The following is a 14,507-nucleotide window of genomic DNA, read 5'->3' on the forward strand; positions in this document are numbered from 1 at the left end:
AGGTGAATGGTTCGGGCGTGGTAGCGGGCCTGGCCGGCCCTCCCACGAGTGCTATGCAAGCCCGGGGACGGAGCCCCGGAACAGCGAGGGGCTCAGCCCTCGACCGTGATGCCCATCGACCGAGCGGTGCCGGCGATGATCTTCGCGGCAGCCTCGATGTCGTTGGCGTTCAGGTCTTCCTGCTTGGTCTTGGCGATCTCGCGCACCTGATCCATGGTCACCTTGGCGACCTTGGTCTTGTGCGGCTCGCCGGAGCCCTTCTGCACGCCTGCGGCCTTGAGCAGGAGCTTCGCGGCCGGCGGAGTCTTCAGCTTGAAGTCGAACGAACGGTCCTCGTAGACCGTGATCTCGACCGGCACGACGTTGCCACGCTGCGACTCGGTCGCCGCGTTGTACGCCTTGCAGAACTCCATGATATTGACGCCGTGCTGACCCAGCGCGGGGCCGACCGGCGGAGCCGGGTTGGCCTGGCCGGCCTGGATCTGGAGCTTGATGAGCCCGGCGATCTTCTTCTTCTTGGGGGGCATCTCTATTCCTAGTTTCGTGCTCGGTGTGGTTCTTGCGTACTGCTACTGCAAGCTTGTGCGCGCCGGATGCCGGCGCCGTCGGATCCTGGGGATCGTCAGATCTTCGACACCTGGTTGAACGACAACTCCACGGGAGTCTCACGGCCGAAGATCGACACCAGGACCTTGAGCTTCTGCTGCTCGGCGTTGACCTCACTGATGGAGGCGGGCAGCGTCGCGAACGGGCCGTCCATCACGGTGACCGACTCGCCGACCTCGAAGTCCACCTCGATGGCGGGCTTCGCAGCGGCGGCGGGAGCCTGCTCGCCTGCGGTCGAAGCACCGGCCGCCGGCTTCTTCTTCGCCTGCTGCGGGAGGAGGAACTTCACGACCTCCTTGATCGTCAGCGGCGACGGACGCGACGTGGCTCCGACGAAGCCGGTCACGCCGGGGGTGTTCCGGACGGCGCCCCACGACTCGTCGTTGAGTTCCATCCGGACGAGGATGTAGCCGGGCAGGACCTTGCGGTTGACCTGCTTGCGCTGACCGTTCTTGATCTCGGTGACCTCTTCGGTCGGCACCTCGACCTGGAAGATGTACTCGGTGAGGTCGAGGTTCTGGACGCGGGTTTCGAGGTTGGTCTTGACCTTGTTCTCGTAGCCGGCGTAGGAGTGCACGACGTACCAGTCGCCGGGCTCGCGCCGCAGTTGCTTCTCGAGGGCCTCGGCCGGGTCGACCTCGTCCTCTTCGGCGGCGGCGTCGTCGGTGCCCTCCGCTGCGTCGGAGACCTCGACATCGGTCTCGGCATCGGTGCCGGACTCGACAGCAGCGTCGGACTCGGAGACCTCGGTGTCCGCATCCGCCGACTCGGCCGTCACGTCGTCAACCAAGGCCTCGTCCGAAACGTGCTCCTCGGCCGAAGCCTCGTACGAGTCGTTCTCGGGGGTGCTCACCGGGCACTTTCCTCTCGTCGATCACATTTTTCGTCTCGCGCGGACAGGCGCTAACCGAACAACCAGCTGACGCCCTGTACGAACGCCAGATCCAATCCGAAGATGAACGCCGTCATAACGGTCACGAACGCAAGGACCACGAGCGTGTAGGTGGTCAACTGCTTGCGGTTGGGCCAGATCACCTTGCGGAGCTCGGCGATGACCTCACGGAAGAAGCGCACGAGTCGCTTGAAGATGTTCTCGGACTTCGCGGCGGGACGATCGCTCACGGCCGTGGCCGAACGCGACGTCTTCTTCATGGACACCGCACTCGTCGTGGATGCCGAGGGATCGGCTGCACCACGACGGGTGGCCCGCTTGCCGGTCGGCCGAGCAGCCGCGGAAGAACCGTCGGGGGTCGCGCCGGTAGCCGTTCCAGCGTCGCCGGGAATGTTCCCTGCGGTGCCGCTGTGGCGCTGACCGCGCTCCTCGCTCACATCGTTCCTCTCGGTCGCTGGCAGTCCGGGGGCAGGGGCGACAGGACTTGAACCTGCAACCTGCGGTTTTGGAGACCGCTGCTCTGCCAATTGAGCTACGCCCCTCTGGTCGGACATCCACACTCGTACGAAGCGAGTGTCCGGAACCGCCCCATCTGCGACCACATGACACGCGCGCTACCCCGTCGGGCCGTTACGGCCTTCGTAGAGCAGCGCGCTGCTATGCGATCCCAGAAGCCTAAGTGTACTGCATTGCCCCGGGACAAACCCAATCCGCTCGGCCGTCAGGCCAAACGGACCGTTGCCGTGGCGCGACCGAAGATCTTACGACCGTCGGACTTCGCCACGATAGCGACCACTGCTGTCTTGCTCTCCGCGTCCACCGACTTGATCTTGCCGGTGAACTCGATCTCGGCGGCCTTGTCGGCCTCCACATATACCGGACTGGTGAACCGAACATTGTATTCGGTCACCGCGCCGGGGTCTCCCAGCCACTCCGTGACGAAGCCGGCCGCGATGCCCATCGAGAGCATGCCGTGCCCGACGACGTCGCGCAAGCCGGCCAGTTCGGCCACCTTGTCGCTCCAGTGGATCGGGTTGGGATCACCCGACACACCTGCATAGTTGACCAGATTTCCGCGCGTGAGCGTGACGACCTTCGACGGAAGCTCGTCCCCTACCGCGACATCCGCGAAGCTACGGAGTGTCACTGTGCATCACCACATCCTTGACCGCGTGCGCGATGTTGTCGTCGACCTCGCCACCGGAACGGGCGACGAGCGTCGTCCAGGAGGTGAGCACGAGATTGTCGTACTGATCCGTGATCACGTTCTTGGTGGTGATGATGTCGCTGCCGGCAACTTGCCGGAAATCGTCGAGGTAGACGTCGCAGAACAGCCTGTCGCCGGCCTGGATCGGGCGGTGGTAGACCATCCGCTGGTCGGTCTGCATGATCTGGCTCAGGTCGTAGCCGGTGACGACCTCTTCGAACAGCTTGCGCTGCGCGATCATGCCGACGATCGAGACGAAGGTCAGCGGCGCGATCACTCCGTCATATCCCAGCCCCCGGGCTGCGTCGTCGTCGTGATGGGCCGGATGCGAATCGCGCACGGCACGGGCGTACTCGCGGATCTTCTCGCGACCGACCTCGTAGTAGTCGCCCACCCGGTAGTGGTGACCGACCATGGACTTGGCGTGCGCGGCGGCATCGAACGGGATCCCGGCCTGTTCGGTCGCGTCCACCGATTCCTGGTTCTCGAGTATGTTCGTCATACGCAAAACCTCCGCAATTCCGACGACGCCAACTGGCACGGTCGGTATTGCGGAGACCTTATGCGTCGACGTCGTTGCGACCGGCTACTTGGACTCGCGGTGCGACTGGTGCGTACCGCAGTTCGGGCAGAACTTCTTCAGCTCGAGCCGGTCGGGGTCGTTGCGACGGTTCTTCTTCGTGATGTAGTTGCGGTGCTTGCACACCTCGCAGGCCAAGGTGATCTTCGGCCGAACGTCAGTAGAGGAGGCCACGGGATGCCTTCTTTCGCGTCAATCCGATCAGTATCGATCAGGGTGGATCAATGAACTTTTGGTAGCGGTGACCGGACTTGAACCGGCGACGCAACGATTATGAGTCGTTTGCTCTACCAACTGAGCTACACCGCCTCGGTGCCGAGTGTCGCTACGAAGGCGGCACCTCAATCCAGCGAGCCCCCTGACGGAATCGAACCGTCGACCTTTTCCTTACCATGGAAACGCTCTGCCGACTGAGCTAAGGGGGCGTGGCCTCCGGAGCATCTCTGCTCGCTGCGGCCTCCAAAAGATTACACACACTCGGTCCTGGTGCAAAATCCGCTGGTAGAGGCGCATAAACGCCGCTCCTCTCCGAGCTCTGCCCACCCGCACCCACCCGTGCCCACACATACGCGCGCGGCGGGCCGGCGGGAGGCATCGGGCGCGAGGCGGAACGGCACCGCGTGCCGAGCCGCCCGGAACCTCGGGGAGAGCAGGACCCACACTCCGGAGCCCGCACCGAAGGGCCCGGGAATGCAGAACAGCCCCGGTTCCGAAGAACCGGGGCCGTTCCGGTGGCAGGTGTAGGATTCGAACCTACGTAGGCGTAAGCCGACGGATTTACAGTCCGCTCCCATTGGCCGCTCGGGCAACCTGCCGGGGTGCGATCGGGACCGCGTCCTCGATGCGTTTGGAAGAATACAACGCATACCCCCCCGAAACGCAAACCGAGTGGTCACAGCTCCGCGCGACCCGATAGCGTCGGGTGGACAGAACCCTTACAGACCGACCCCGAAGTGGAGTGAGACGTGGCTGATTCGTCGTTCGATGTGGTGAGCAAGGTCGACCGCCAGGAAGTGGACAACGCGCTGAACCAGGCGGCGAAGGAGATCGCCAACCGCTTCGATTTCCGGAACACCGGGGCGCACATCGAGTGGTCGGGCGACGAGGCCATCACGATCTCGGCCGAGACCGAGGACCGCGCGCTCGCCGCGCTCGAGGTCTTCAAGGAGAAGCTGATCCGCCGCGACCTGTCCCTCAAGTCCTTCGACGCCGGCGAGCCGACGCAGTCCGGCAAGGTCTACAAGATCACCGGCACGCTGGTGCAGGGCATCAGCCAGGAGAATGCCAAGAAGATCTCCAAGCTCATCCGTGACGAGGGCCCGAAGGGCGTCAAGGCGCAGATCCAGGGCGAAGAGCTGCGCGTGAGCAGCAAGAAGCGCGACGACCTGCAGGCCGTCATCTCGCTGCTCAAGAACGCCGACCTCGACATCGCCCTGCAGTTCGTCAACTACCGCTAGTACGTCGACCACTGCCGACGACGCCCTCTCCTACGACTCCGCCCGCGACCGTCGTCGCGGGCGGAGTCGTCTGGGATTTCGTCTGTGGGGTGCCGTCCGGTCAGCGGATCCCGGCCATGCGCTCGAGCCGTTCGATGCGGTCGGCCATCGGCGGGTGCGTCGAGAACAGCCGGCTCATCTTGTCGCCCGCCCGGAACGGGTTGGCGATCATCAGGTGCGACTGGGCCGCGAGTTTCGGTTCGGGTGGCAGCGGCGCGGCCTGCGTGCCGAGAGCGAGCTTGCGCAGCGCCGACGCGAGGGCCAGCGGGTCGCCGGTGAGCTCGGCACCGGACTGGTCGGCCTGGTACTCGCGCGACCTCGACACAGCGAGTTTGACGACCGACGCCGCGATGGGGCCGAGCAGGGAAACCAGCAGCAGCGCCAGTGGGTTCGCGCCACCCTCCCGGTTGCCGAAGGCCGAGGCGAAGAACGCGAAGTTCGCCAGGCCCGAGATGACGGCAGCCATCGCACCGGCGACCGACGAGATGAGGATGTCGCGGTTGTAGACGTGGGCGAGTTCGTGGCCGAGCACCGCGCGCAGTTCCCGTTCGTTCAGGATCTCCAGGATGCCCGTCGTGCAGCACACGGCGGCGTTTCGCGGGTTACGACCCGTGGCGAACGCGTTGGGGGCGTTGGTGGGGCTGATGTAGAGCCGCGGCATGGGCTGGTGCGCCGCGGTCGCGAGTTCACGCACGATCCGGTACATCGCCGGTGCCTGCACCTCGGTGACCGGCTGGGCGTGCATCGCCCGCAGGGCGAGCTTGTCGCTGTTGAAGTACGCGTAGCCGTTCATGCCGACGGCGAGCACGATCGATATCAGCAGGATCGTCGAATTGCCGAACAACGCTCCGACGAACACGATCAGCGCGGACATTCCGATCAACAGACCGGCCGTCTTGAGACGGTTCGAGTATCCGTGCACGTCGCACCCCTTCCGCACCACGATTTCCCACTCATTCGTCCAACGAACGAGCGAACGGCGCGGTTCCCGCCCCGACCGGGGCGGGACGACACGACGGTCCGTCAGCCGACGCGGGCGACGGTGAAGTCCACGAGGCGACGCAACGCCTCGTTCGCCGACCCCTGCGGCAGGGCATCGAGTTCGGCGTGAGCGCGGGCGGCGTAGGTCGCGAGAGTCGCCTTCGCCGCATCCATCCCCGGCGAGCGGACGAGCAGTTCGAGCGCCTCCGCGACGTGTGCTTCGTCCTCGATGGGACCGACGAGCAGTTCACGCAGACGATCCGCCTCCGGTCCGGTCTCCCGCAGCGCGTAGAGCACCGGCAGGGTGTACACACCCTCGCGGAGATCGGTTCCGGGGGTCTTGCCCGACTCCGTGGTGTCGGACGCGATGTCGATGATGTCGTCGACGATCTGGAAAGCGGTGCCGACGGCGTCGCCGAGCCGTTCGAGACGCTCTACATGTTCCGGATCAGCGCCCGAGAACGTACCGCCGAAGCGACCGCTGGCGGCGATCAGCGAACCGGTCTTCTCCCAGATCACCCGCAGGTAGTGCTCGACCGGGTCGTCGTTGGTACGCACACCGATGGTTTCGCGCATCTGACCGGTGACCAGCTCGGCGAACGTCTCCGCGATGATCTGCACGGCCGACGGACCCAGCGTCGACACCAACCGCGAGGCGTGCGCGAACAGATAGTCGCCGGCGAGGATCGCGACGCTGTTGCCCCAGCGCACGTTGGCGCTCGGGGCGCCGCGACGCATCGTCGCCTCGTCCATCACGTCGTCGTGATAGAGCGTCGCGAGGTGCACGAGCTCGACGACGGTCGCCGCCGTCACCACGGCGGGATCGGTGGGCTTCGGCCCGAGCTGCGCGGTGAGGATAGTGAACAGCGGCCGGAACCGCTTGCCACCCGCCTTCGCAAGGTGCAGTGCGGCCTCCGTCAGGAAGTCCTCACCGTCGGACAGTTCCTCGACCAGGAGTTTCTCGACGCTCGCGAGGCCGTCCCCGACTGTCGCGGCGAGGACCGGATCGCCGAGTTCCACACCGGCCACGACGGTGCTCGGCGCCGCATCGGCCGAACCAGCGGTCCGAGCCGCCCCCTCAGTGCTCACGATGACGTACCCATCCTGTTCTGTCGCCTCGACTTCACCGTAGTGAACCTAGCCGTTCGTTCCCCGATCCACCTCGTCGAGGCGGCCGATCGCGGCCTGAGAAGATGGAGCGGTGGTGGCCGAACACTCCGCGCGAGATCCGCGGCAATCCCAGTCCTGCGTTCCCGACAGTACCGATGTTCTCGTCGTCGGTGCCGGTCCAGCCGGTTCCGCCGCCGCCGCGTGGGCTGCCCGCGCCGGTCGCGAGGTGTTGCTCGTCGATGCCGCGACCTTCCCTCGCGACAAGACCTGCGGTGACGGATTGACCCCGCGTGCCGTCGCCGAACTCGACGAACTCGGCCTCGGCGACTGGCTGCGCACCCGCACCGTCAACCGCGGTCTGCGTCTCGAGGGCTTCGGTGGCCGCTTCGAACTCCCCTGGCCCGACTCGTCGTTCCCGGTCGTGGGCAGCGCCGTGCCGCGCACCGAACTCGACGCCCGGATCCGGCAGGCCGCGCTCGACTCGGGTGCCCGCGCCGTGGACGGAACGAAGGCCGTCGACGTCGAACGCGACGGCGACCGGGTCTCGGCCGTGATCTTCCGCACCGCCGACGGACCGCGGACCGTCCGCTGCCGCACGGTGATCGTCGCCGACGGGGTGCGTTCTCCCCTCGGCAAGGTGCTCGGTCGTCGCTGGCACCGCGACACCACCTACGGCGTGGCCGCGCGGGCCTACGCCACCTCCCCGCGCAGCGACGATCCGTGGATCACCTCGCACCTCGAACTGCGCGACGACGCGGGGGCCGTCCAGCCGGGCTACGGCTGGGTGTTCCCGCTCGGCACCGGCGAGGTGAACCTGGGAGTGGGGACCCTCGCGACCGCCTCGCGACCGGCGAGTGGATCGCTGCGGCATCTCATCGACCTCTACGCGCGGCAGCGCCGCACGGAATGGGAACTCGGCGAGGTGACGCGTGTGGCGTCGGCGCTGCTGCCCATGGGCGGAGCCGTGTCGGGGGTCGCGGGCAGGAACTGGGCGCTGATCGGCGACGCCGCGGCGTGCGTCAATCCGCTCAACGGCGAGGGCATCGACTACGGACTCGAAGGCGGTCGGTTGCTCGCCGGGCTGCTCGACTCCGACGACCTCACCGACCTGTGGCCGGCGACGCTGCGCTCCCACTACGGCCGGGCGTTCTCCACCGCGCGTCGCCTCGCGAGCCTGCTCACGATCCCGAAGTTCCTGCCGGCGACCGGCCCGATCGCGATGCGGTCGCGGACGATGATGTCGGTCGCGGTGCGGGTGATGGGCAATCTCGTCACCGACGAGGACGCCGACTTCGTGGCCCGGGTGTGGCGGACGAGCGGTCATCTCTCGATGCGCTGGGACCGTCAGCCCCTCTTCGCCTGAGCGCCGATACAGCGCCGCGCGGCAATTTGCGTACCGCGCGGTGCCGATGCGCCCGGCTACTTGCGTACCGCGCGGTGCCGATGCGCCCGGCTACTTGCGTACCGCGCGGTGCAGGGCGGTGATGCCCCCGGTGAGATTGCGCCACTTCACGTCGCTCCAGCCCGCGGCCTCGATGCGCCGGGCGAGCTGCTCTTGATCGGGCCAGGCCCGGATCGATTCGGCGAGGTAGACGTAGGCGTCGGGATTGCTGCTGACCGCCCGCGCGACCCGCGGCAGCGTCCGCATCAGGTACTCCATGTAGACGGTGCGTAGCGGTTCCCGCACGGGTGTGGAGAACTCGCACACCACGAGGCGTCCACCCGGCTTGACCACCCGGGCGATCTCGCGCAGTCCCTCGTCCGGGTCGGCGACGTTGCGCAGGCCGAAGGAGATGGTCGCGGCGTCGAAGACCGCGTCGGCGAACGGCAGTTTCATCGCGTCGCCTGCGACCATCGGGACGTTGCGGAACTCACCGGCGTGCAGCATGCCCTTGGAGAAGTCGGTGGCGACGACCCACGCGCCGGACCGTCCGAGTTCGACGGTGGAGACCCCGGTGCCGGCGGCCAGGTCGAGCACCCGCTCGCCGGGCTTCAGGTCGAGAGCCGCACGGGTCGCGCGACGCCACCCGCGGTCCTGCCCGAACGACAGGACGGTGTTGGTCAGGTCGTAGCGTGCAGCGACCCCGTCGAACATGGACGCGACCTCACGCGGGTCCTTGTCGAGCGACGCGCGTGATCCGTGAGTTGTTGCCACGGCCGAAACGTTACCCGCTCCCCTAGTGGACGCCGGCGCTCATGCGGCGCGGCGGAGCGCGTGCGCGGGAAGGCCCTGCACCCGCCGGTAATGGGCGAACAACTCGTCGCACAGCACGGGCCAGGTGCGGCCGAGCACTCCACTGCGTGCCGCACCACCGAACTCGTCCCGGACCCCAGGAGCGAGCAGCGCATCGACGGCTCGGGGCAGCAATTCGACGAAGCGGTCCACCGGCAAGCGGTAACCGTTGCGGCAGTGGGCGACGAGGTCGCGTGGTCCGCCCGCGTCCGGCACGATCGCCGGGACCCCGCTCGCCAGGGCTTCCTGCACGGCCTGGCAGAAGGTCTCGTGTTCGCCGGGATGGACGAAGACGTCGAGGCTCGCGTGGGCGCGGGCCAGTTCCTCGCCCCCCAGCTGCCCGGTGAACACGGCCGACGGCAGCTGACGTTCGAGCCGCGACCGTTCGGGACCGTCGCCGACGACGACGAGCTGCAGCCGCGGGTCGTGGGCGAGGATCGCGAGCCGCTCGACGTGCTTCTCGGGCGCGAGGCGTCCCACGAAACCGACGATCGGACGGCCGTCCGGCGACCAGCAGGAGCGCAGGTCCTCGTCCCGCCGGGACGGCGCGAAGCGGTCGGTGTCGACGCCCCGCGACCAGCGCCGCACGCGCGGGATGCCGTGGGCCACGAGGTCGTCCACGGCGGAGGTCGAGGGAGCGAGGGTGAGATCGCAGCCGCGGTGCAGGCGCCGAGTCCACCGCCAGGACGCACGCGCGGCGAGGCCGAGCCCGTAGCTGGAGGCGAATCCGGCCACGTCCGTCTGATAGATCGCGACCGTCGGAATGTCGAGGCGTCCCGCGGCGGCGAGACCGCCGGCACCGAGCACGAACGGGGACGCGAGGTGCACCACATCCGGCGCGAAAGTGCGCAGCACCGGAAGGAGTTCCGGGCCGGGCACGCCCACCGGGAGGGAGCTGATCCTCGGTACGCGCACCGCCGGTACGCGGTGGACGGGTGTCCCGTGATGGTCGGACGGAGCGGGTGGCCTGCCTGCGACCGTGTCGGGTGCGACGACCAACGCGTCGTGTCCGGTGCGGTCGAGGTGCTCGAGGACGCGGAGCACCGAGTTGGTGACGCCGTTGACGTTCGGGAGGAAGGATTCCGCGACGATGGCTACTCGCACGCCGACAGCGTGGCGAGCCTGCGAGTCGAGCAGGTGCGAGCTCGGTGACCGATGGACGAAGTCGCGACGAACGTTTCGTTCGTCACACCTGCAGCTGTCGATCCTTCACGTCGGGAGCGACAGCGGGTGCGGCGGTCGCCCTCCGCCGCAGCCAGATCAGCACCGGCGTGGCGATCAACCATGTGACGACGATCACCGATCCGGTCGGGATCAGGGCGACACGGGCGTCGCGACCGGTCACACGAACGAGATCGGGATCACTCCGGGCGTACTCGACGGCGATCCGCTGCCCGGTGGTCAGCCCCGTCGGGTACAGAACGCCGAGCTCCGGATTGTGCGTCACACCGTCAGGAGTGACGAAACTCACCGCGGACCGGAGGGATCCGGCCGAGAGCACCTCGGCGACGGCCGTACCCGTGTCGGAGCGGATGGTGAGGTCGTTGCGGAGAGCGCCGAGGAACAGGATCACCGCGAGGGCGGAGATCGCCGCCGCGACGATGAGAACCGCGCGCCGCGCGCGCTCGGGTCCGCTCACAGCTGCGCCCGCACCGCCGCGTGCAGTTCGCGCAAGCCGGCCCGATCCGTGGTGACCTCGACCACACGGATGCCTGCGGGCGGCACCGTGTCGTCCGCGAGCGCCAGCGCGAGGCCCTGCAGATCCACCCGCTCGTGCGGGACGCGGTAGGCCGCGCACAGTGCCGCGAGGTCCATGCCGTGCGGCGTGCCGAATACACGCTCGAAGACACCTGCGTACTGCGGGTCGCCCTGTTCGAGCAATTCGAAGATTCCGCCGCCGTCGTCGTTCGCGACGACGATGGTGAGGTTCTGCGGACGCGGCTCCGACGGTCCGATGAGCAGGCCCGACGCGTCGTGCAGGAAGGTCAGGTCGCCGAGCAGCGCGACGGTCCGTCCCTGCTCGTAGGCGAGTGCGGCACCGACGGCGGTGGAGACCGTGCCGTCGATCCCGGCGACACCGCGGTTGGACAGCACCTTCACGTCCGGCTTCGGGTAGCTCACGAGCGCCGCGTCGCGCACCGGGTTCGACGCCCCGAGCAGCAGCTGGTCGCCGGGCTTCAGTGAATCCGTCACCACCGCGGCGACGTGCAGTCCGGTGGCCTTCGGATGCCCGTCGAGCTGGGCGCGCACGGCCTTGTCGGTGTGCGCCGAGAGCTGGCGGCATCGTTCGAGCCACGCCTCGTCGGGTGCTCCCGACACCACGGCGCGGGTGCCGGTGGCGATGACGTTGCCCGAGACGTCGGGCCAGCGCGGCCCGGTGGTCAGCGCGTAGACGGTGACGGCGGGGTCGGCGAGCAGGTTCGACACCGGCCGATGCAGCGTGGGCCGGCCGGTGATGATCGCCTGGCGCGGCTTCAGGTGCGGCAGCGCCATCGGATGCACCGGGATGCCGTGCAGCGGTGCGGTGGGTTCGGCGACGGTCGGCAGCCCGGACAGCTCGGGGCGGTGAGCGGAACCGTGACCGGAGACGACGATCGTGTCGGGGGTCAGATCGATCTCGAGCGGGACGTCGAGGGTGGCGTTCACCGTGGTGGTCCAGGCCTTGCCGTCGGGACGCCCCTCGGGCACCGGTCCCTTCGCGTCGAGCTCGGGCACGAGCGGTTCGCGCAGCGGGATATCGAAGTGGACCGGGCCGGCGTTGCCGGAGCGGGTTCCGCGGGAGGCGGCGAGCACTCGGGAGACCGCCGAACGCCACTGGCTGTTCTGTTCGGTGCCTTCGGCGAGTCCGAGGCTGATGGTCGCGCGTACCTGGGTGCCGAACATTCCGAGCTGTTCGACGGTCTGGTTCGCGCCGGATCCGAGCAGTTCGTAGGGGCGATTGGCGCTGAGCACGACCAATGGGACGCGGGCGTAGTTCGCCTCGAGCACGGCCGGTGCGAGGTTGGCCACGGCGGTCCCGGAGGTCATGACGACCGGGACGGGACGACCCGAGGCGAGGGCCAGGCCGATCGCGAGGAATCCGGCGGTGCGCTCGTCGATACGCATGTGCAGGCGCAGACGTCCTGCGTTGTCGGCGGCCTGGAGCGCGAAGGCGAGCGGCGCGTTGCGCGAGCCCGGGCACAGCACGACGTCCCGAACACCGCCCCGGGCGAGTTCGTCGACGACAGCAGTGGCCTGGGCAGTGGACGGATTCACGGAGTCCAGGGTAATTGCGCCGGAAGTGTGGCCGGGTCCAGGTGTGGTCAGAATGGAGGCCGTGCGCACAGTCTTCGATCCCGCCGAGTCGAGTCCCGGCCGCTTCTACCGCCTTCTCACCGCGACAATCGTGCCGAGACCGATCGCATGGGTGTCGACCGAGGCCGAGGACGGTGTGTTCAATCTCGCTCCGTACAGCTTCTTCACGGTGGCGAGTACGGCCCCGCCGGTCGTGCAGTTCACGTCCGTGGGCCGCAAGGACAGCCTGCGGAACATCGAGCAGACGGGCGAGTTCGTGATCAACATCGCGACCGTGCCGTTGATGGAGAAGGTCAACGCCTCGTCGGCGGCGTTCCCGCACGACATCGACGAGTTCACGGAGGTGGGTCTGCACGCCGAGCCGAGCGAGCGGGTGCGGCCCCCGCGGGTCGCGGAGGCACCCGCCTCGATCGAGTGCCGGCTGCATCGAGTGATCGAGATCGGCGACTCGTTCGTCGTGATGGGCGACGTCCTCGCGGTGACGGTCGACCCCGAGGTGCTGGCGGAGGACGGTGCCCCGGATTTCGCGGCGCTCGGCGCGGTGAGCCGGTTGGGGCGGACGGAATGGGGCCTGACGCCCGCGGTGCGGAGACTGGAGCGGCCCGGCACTCCCGGGTGAGAACACAGGTTAGGCTCCGCTGAACGATCGTCGGGATGCTGCACGTCGTCAGTGATGGCATCCGAGCAACCTCGGAGGGCCGCATGGCGAAGAGCACCGGAACCGCACGGCGCAACCCCTATCTCAAGCCCGGGTCGCGGCGGATGGTGCGCGCGCAGGTACTCGCCGCCGAACGCATCAGCCCGACCTTCGTGCGCATCACCGTGAGCGGCGACGACGTCGACTCGATCGCACCGATGGGCTTCGACCATTGGTTCCGCATGTTCTTCCCCACCCCGGAGCAGCAGGAACTGACCCTCCCCGGGGCGACGGACGACCGTTGGTGGCCCGAATATCAAGAGCTCCCCGAGGAGCGGCGGCCCGTGCTGCGGAACTACACGTTCCGCCGCGTGCGACCTGCGGGAACCGGGCTGTTCGGCCCGACTTCCGAGATCGAGATCGATTTCGCGTCGCACGGCGATCTGGGCCCGGCCTCGGCATGGGCGGAGCGGGCACAGCCCGGCGACGAGATCGGCATCCTCGACGAGGGCATCAGCAACCTCCCTCTCGACGAGGCGCGGTCGTGGCTGCTCGTCGGTGACGAGAGCGCCGTGCCCGCCGTGGCCGGCATCCTCGACTCGATCCTCGCCCTCGATCCGCTCGCGTCCGTCGAGGTCTTCGTCGAGGTTCCGCACCCCGACGACCTCACCGCCCAGGACCTGCCGACGGGAGAGAACGTGCGGGTTCATCCGGTGATCAGGACCGATGCCGAGGCGGTACCGGGCAGTCTCGTCGTCGATGCGGTTCGGGAGGCGACCCCGTCGTCGGATTCCACCCACGCGTTCGTCGCGGGCGAGTCGTCGCTCGCGACCGGTGTGCGCCGTCATCTCGTGCGCGAGTGCGGCTGGGACCGGTCGGCGGTGACCTTCATCGGATATTGGAAGTACGGCGAGCCCGTCTACTGACGGTCCGAATCTTCCCCGGAACGACGAACGTCGCGGTACCGACCGGCGAACCGGTTCGGGACCGCGACGTCCGGATGTCGCTGGTGTCGGCTCAGCCGGCGTGCTTCTGGATGAGATCACCCAGGCGCGGCAGGGCCTCGACGACGTGCTTCTTGGCCGAGGGGCGCAGCGAGTCGTAGACCTTCTTGACGCCGGACTTCGACGTGCCGGCGATGCGCTCGTCGGTCACCCCGAGAAGAGCGTCGGCGACGACCTCGCCGCGGGCGACCAGGAAGTCCGAGAACGAACCGTTGCCTGCGTACTCCACCCAGAACGGCTGGAGCTTCTCGACGAATTCGGGCAGCAGACCTTCGACGGCACCCGGCACGATGCCCGGGCCGACCTTCTTCACTGCTGCGTAGCCACCCTTGAGGGCGAGACCGGACGCACCCTTCTTGTCCGACACCTCAGCATCGATCAGGGCTTCGACGTCTGCCTTGACCGCCGGGAACTTGTCGGCGCCGAGGAGGGCATCGCCCAGAGCTGCAACCACTTTCACTGCCTCC

General features: G+C 68.0%; 17 protein-coding genes and 4 tRNA genes. 4 read left to right on the top strand and 17 right to left on the bottom strand.

The window, feature by feature from the left end:
- Positions 1 to 92: 92 nt before the first annotated feature.
- The 10 genes from rplK to RBB84_RS13875 form a co-directional block, all read right to left on the bottom strand.
- The gene (rplK, locus tag RBB84_RS13830; protein ID WP_006552290.1) at positions 93 to 527 is read right to left on the bottom strand and encodes a 50S ribosomal protein L11; all 435 of its coding nucleotides are present in this window, start codon (positions 525 to 527) and stop codon (positions 93 to 95) included.
- Between the two features lie 95 nt (positions 528 to 622).
- Positions 623 to 1,459, bottom strand: coding sequence for a transcription termination/antitermination protein NusG (nusG, locus tag RBB84_RS13835; protein ID WP_006552291.1), 837 nt, complete (start codon positions 1,457 to 1,459; stop codon positions 623 to 625).
- A gap of 50 nt (positions 1,460 to 1,509) precedes the next feature.
- Positions 1,510 to 1,935 (bottom strand): preprotein translocase subunit SecE, encoded by a 426-nt coding sequence (gene secE / locus RBB84_RS13840; protein WP_024101687.1) that lies wholly within the window; start codon positions 1,933 to 1,935, stop codon positions 1,510 to 1,512.
- A 32-nt stretch (positions 1,936 to 1,967) separates the two neighbouring features.
- Positions 1,968 to 2,040: transfer RNA gene (locus tag RBB84_RS13845), tRNA-Trp, on the bottom strand.
- A gap of 179 nt (positions 2,041 to 2,219) precedes the next feature.
- The gene (gene hadB / locus RBB84_RS13850) at positions 2,220 to 2,645 is read right to left on the bottom strand and encodes a (3R)-hydroxyacyl-ACP dehydratase subunit HadB (RefSeq protein ID WP_019291230.1); all 426 of its coding nucleotides are present in this window, start codon (positions 2,643 to 2,645) and stop codon (positions 2,220 to 2,222) included.
- Positions 2,632 to 3,207 (bottom strand): (3R)-hydroxyacyl-ACP dehydratase subunit HadA, encoded by a 576-nt coding sequence (gene hadA / locus RBB84_RS13855; RefSeq protein ID WP_033096105.1) that lies wholly within the window; start codon positions 3,205 to 3,207, stop codon positions 2,632 to 2,634. The genes hadB and hadA overlap by 14 nt, the downstream gene beginning before the upstream one ends.
- An 84-nt stretch (positions 3,208 to 3,291) precedes the next feature.
- On the bottom strand, positions 3,292 to 3,459 hold the full coding sequence (gene rpmG / locus RBB84_RS13860) for a 50S ribosomal protein L33 (RefSeq protein WP_003941903.1): 168 nt from the start codon (positions 3,457 to 3,459) through the stop codon (positions 3,292 to 3,294).
- Between the two features lie 59 nt (positions 3,460 to 3,518).
- Positions 3,519 to 3,594: transfer RNA gene (locus RBB84_RS13865), tRNA-Met, on the bottom strand.
- Positions 3,595 to 3,637: 43 nt separating this feature from the next.
- A tRNA-Thr gene (locus RBB84_RS13870) sits at positions 3,638 to 3,710 on the bottom strand.
- A 307-nt stretch (positions 3,711 to 4,017) separates the two neighbouring features.
- Positions 4,018 to 4,100, bottom strand: a tRNA-Tyr gene (locus RBB84_RS13875).
- A gap of 150 nt (positions 4,101 to 4,250) precedes the next feature.
- Between RBB84_RS13875 and RBB84_RS13880 the strand changes: the two genes are divergently transcribed.
- Positions 4,251 to 4,742, top strand: a complete 492-nt coding sequence (locus RBB84_RS13880) for a YajQ family cyclic di-GMP-binding protein (RefSeq protein WP_006552295.1) — start codon at positions 4,251 to 4,253, stop codon at positions 4,740 to 4,742.
- A 100-nt stretch (positions 4,743 to 4,842) separates the two neighbouring features.
- Here RBB84_RS13880 and htpX read toward each other — a convergent pair whose 3' ends face one another.
- Together htpX and RBB84_RS13890 are read right to left on the bottom strand one after the other, a co-directional pair.
- On the bottom strand, positions 4,843 to 5,703 hold the full coding sequence (gene htpX, locus RBB84_RS13885) for a zinc metalloprotease HtpX (RefSeq protein WP_024101689.1): 861 nt from the start codon (positions 5,701 to 5,703) through the stop codon (positions 4,843 to 4,845).
- A gap of 101 nt (positions 5,704 to 5,804) precedes the next feature.
- The gene (locus RBB84_RS13890) at positions 5,805 to 6,851 is read right to left on the bottom strand and encodes a polyprenyl synthetase family protein (RefSeq protein ID WP_006552298.1); all 1,047 of its coding nucleotides are present in this window, start codon (positions 6,849 to 6,851) and stop codon (positions 5,805 to 5,807) included.
- Positions 6,852 to 6,963: 112 nt separating this feature from the next.
- On the opposite strand from RBB84_RS13890, the gene RBB84_RS13895 reads away from it, so the two are divergent.
- Positions 6,964 to 8,235, top strand: a complete 1,272-nt coding sequence (locus RBB84_RS13895) for a geranylgeranyl reductase family protein (protein ID WP_050993579.1) — start codon at positions 6,964 to 6,966, stop codon at positions 8,233 to 8,235.
- Positions 8,236 to 8,325: 90 nt separating this feature from the next.
- Here the strand turns inward: RBB84_RS13895 and RBB84_RS13900 are convergent, their stop codons facing one another.
- From RBB84_RS13900 to menD, 4 genes are all read right to left on the bottom strand, one after another.
- The gene (locus RBB84_RS13900; protein ID WP_071935515.1) at positions 8,326 to 9,027 is read right to left on the bottom strand and encodes a demethylmenaquinone methyltransferase; all 702 of its coding nucleotides are present in this window, start codon (positions 9,025 to 9,027) and stop codon (positions 8,326 to 8,328) included.
- A gap of 39 nt (positions 9,028 to 9,066) precedes the next feature.
- Complete coding sequence (locus RBB84_RS13905) at positions 9,067 to 10,209, bottom strand: glycosyltransferase family 1 protein (RefSeq protein WP_006552301.1); 1,143 nt, start codon at positions 10,207 to 10,209, stop codon at positions 9,067 to 9,069.
- An 82-nt stretch (positions 10,210 to 10,291) separates the two neighbouring features.
- Positions 10,292 to 10,744 carry a DUF3592 domain-containing protein gene (locus tag RBB84_RS13910; RefSeq protein ID WP_019291224.1) on the bottom strand — a complete coding sequence of 151 codons (453 nt, stop codon included), beginning with the start codon at positions 10,742 to 10,744 and terminating at the stop codon, positions 10,292 to 10,294.
- The gene (menD, locus tag RBB84_RS13915) at positions 10,741 to 12,360 is read right to left on the bottom strand and encodes a 2-succinyl-5-enolpyruvyl-6-hydroxy-3-cyclohexene-1-carboxylic-acid synthase (protein WP_019291223.1); all 1,620 of its coding nucleotides are present in this window, start codon (positions 12,358 to 12,360) and stop codon (positions 10,741 to 10,743) included. Before menD ends, RBB84_RS13910 begins: the two co-directional genes overlap by 4 nt.
- Before the next feature lie 52 nt (positions 12,361 to 12,412).
- On the opposite strand from menD, the gene RBB84_RS13920 reads away from it, so the two are divergent.
- Both RBB84_RS13920 and RBB84_RS13925 read left to right on the top strand, forming a co-directional pair.
- Complete coding sequence (locus RBB84_RS13920) at positions 12,413 to 13,018, top strand: flavin reductase family protein (RefSeq protein ID WP_019291222.1); 606 nt, start codon at positions 12,413 to 12,415, stop codon at positions 13,016 to 13,018.
- 83 nt (positions 13,019 to 13,101) lie between these two features.
- Positions 13,102 to 13,962, top strand: coding sequence for a siderophore-interacting protein (locus tag RBB84_RS13925; protein ID WP_033096351.1), 861 nt, complete (start codon positions 13,102 to 13,104; stop codon positions 13,960 to 13,962).
- Between the two features lie 91 nt (positions 13,963 to 14,053).
- Here RBB84_RS13925 and RBB84_RS13930 read toward each other — a convergent pair whose 3' ends face one another.
- Positions 14,054 to 14,494, bottom strand: coding sequence for a hypothetical protein (locus RBB84_RS13930; protein WP_033096107.1), 441 nt, complete (start codon positions 14,492 to 14,494; stop codon positions 14,054 to 14,056).
- Between the last annotated feature and the right edge of the window lie 13 nt (positions 14,495 to 14,507).

Origin of the sequence: Rhodococcus sp. D-6 (assembly GCF_040256695.1) — a bacterium.
Classification (GTDB): Bacteria; Actinomycetota; Actinomycetes; order Mycobacteriales; family Mycobacteriaceae; genus Rhodococcus; species Rhodococcus pyridinivorans.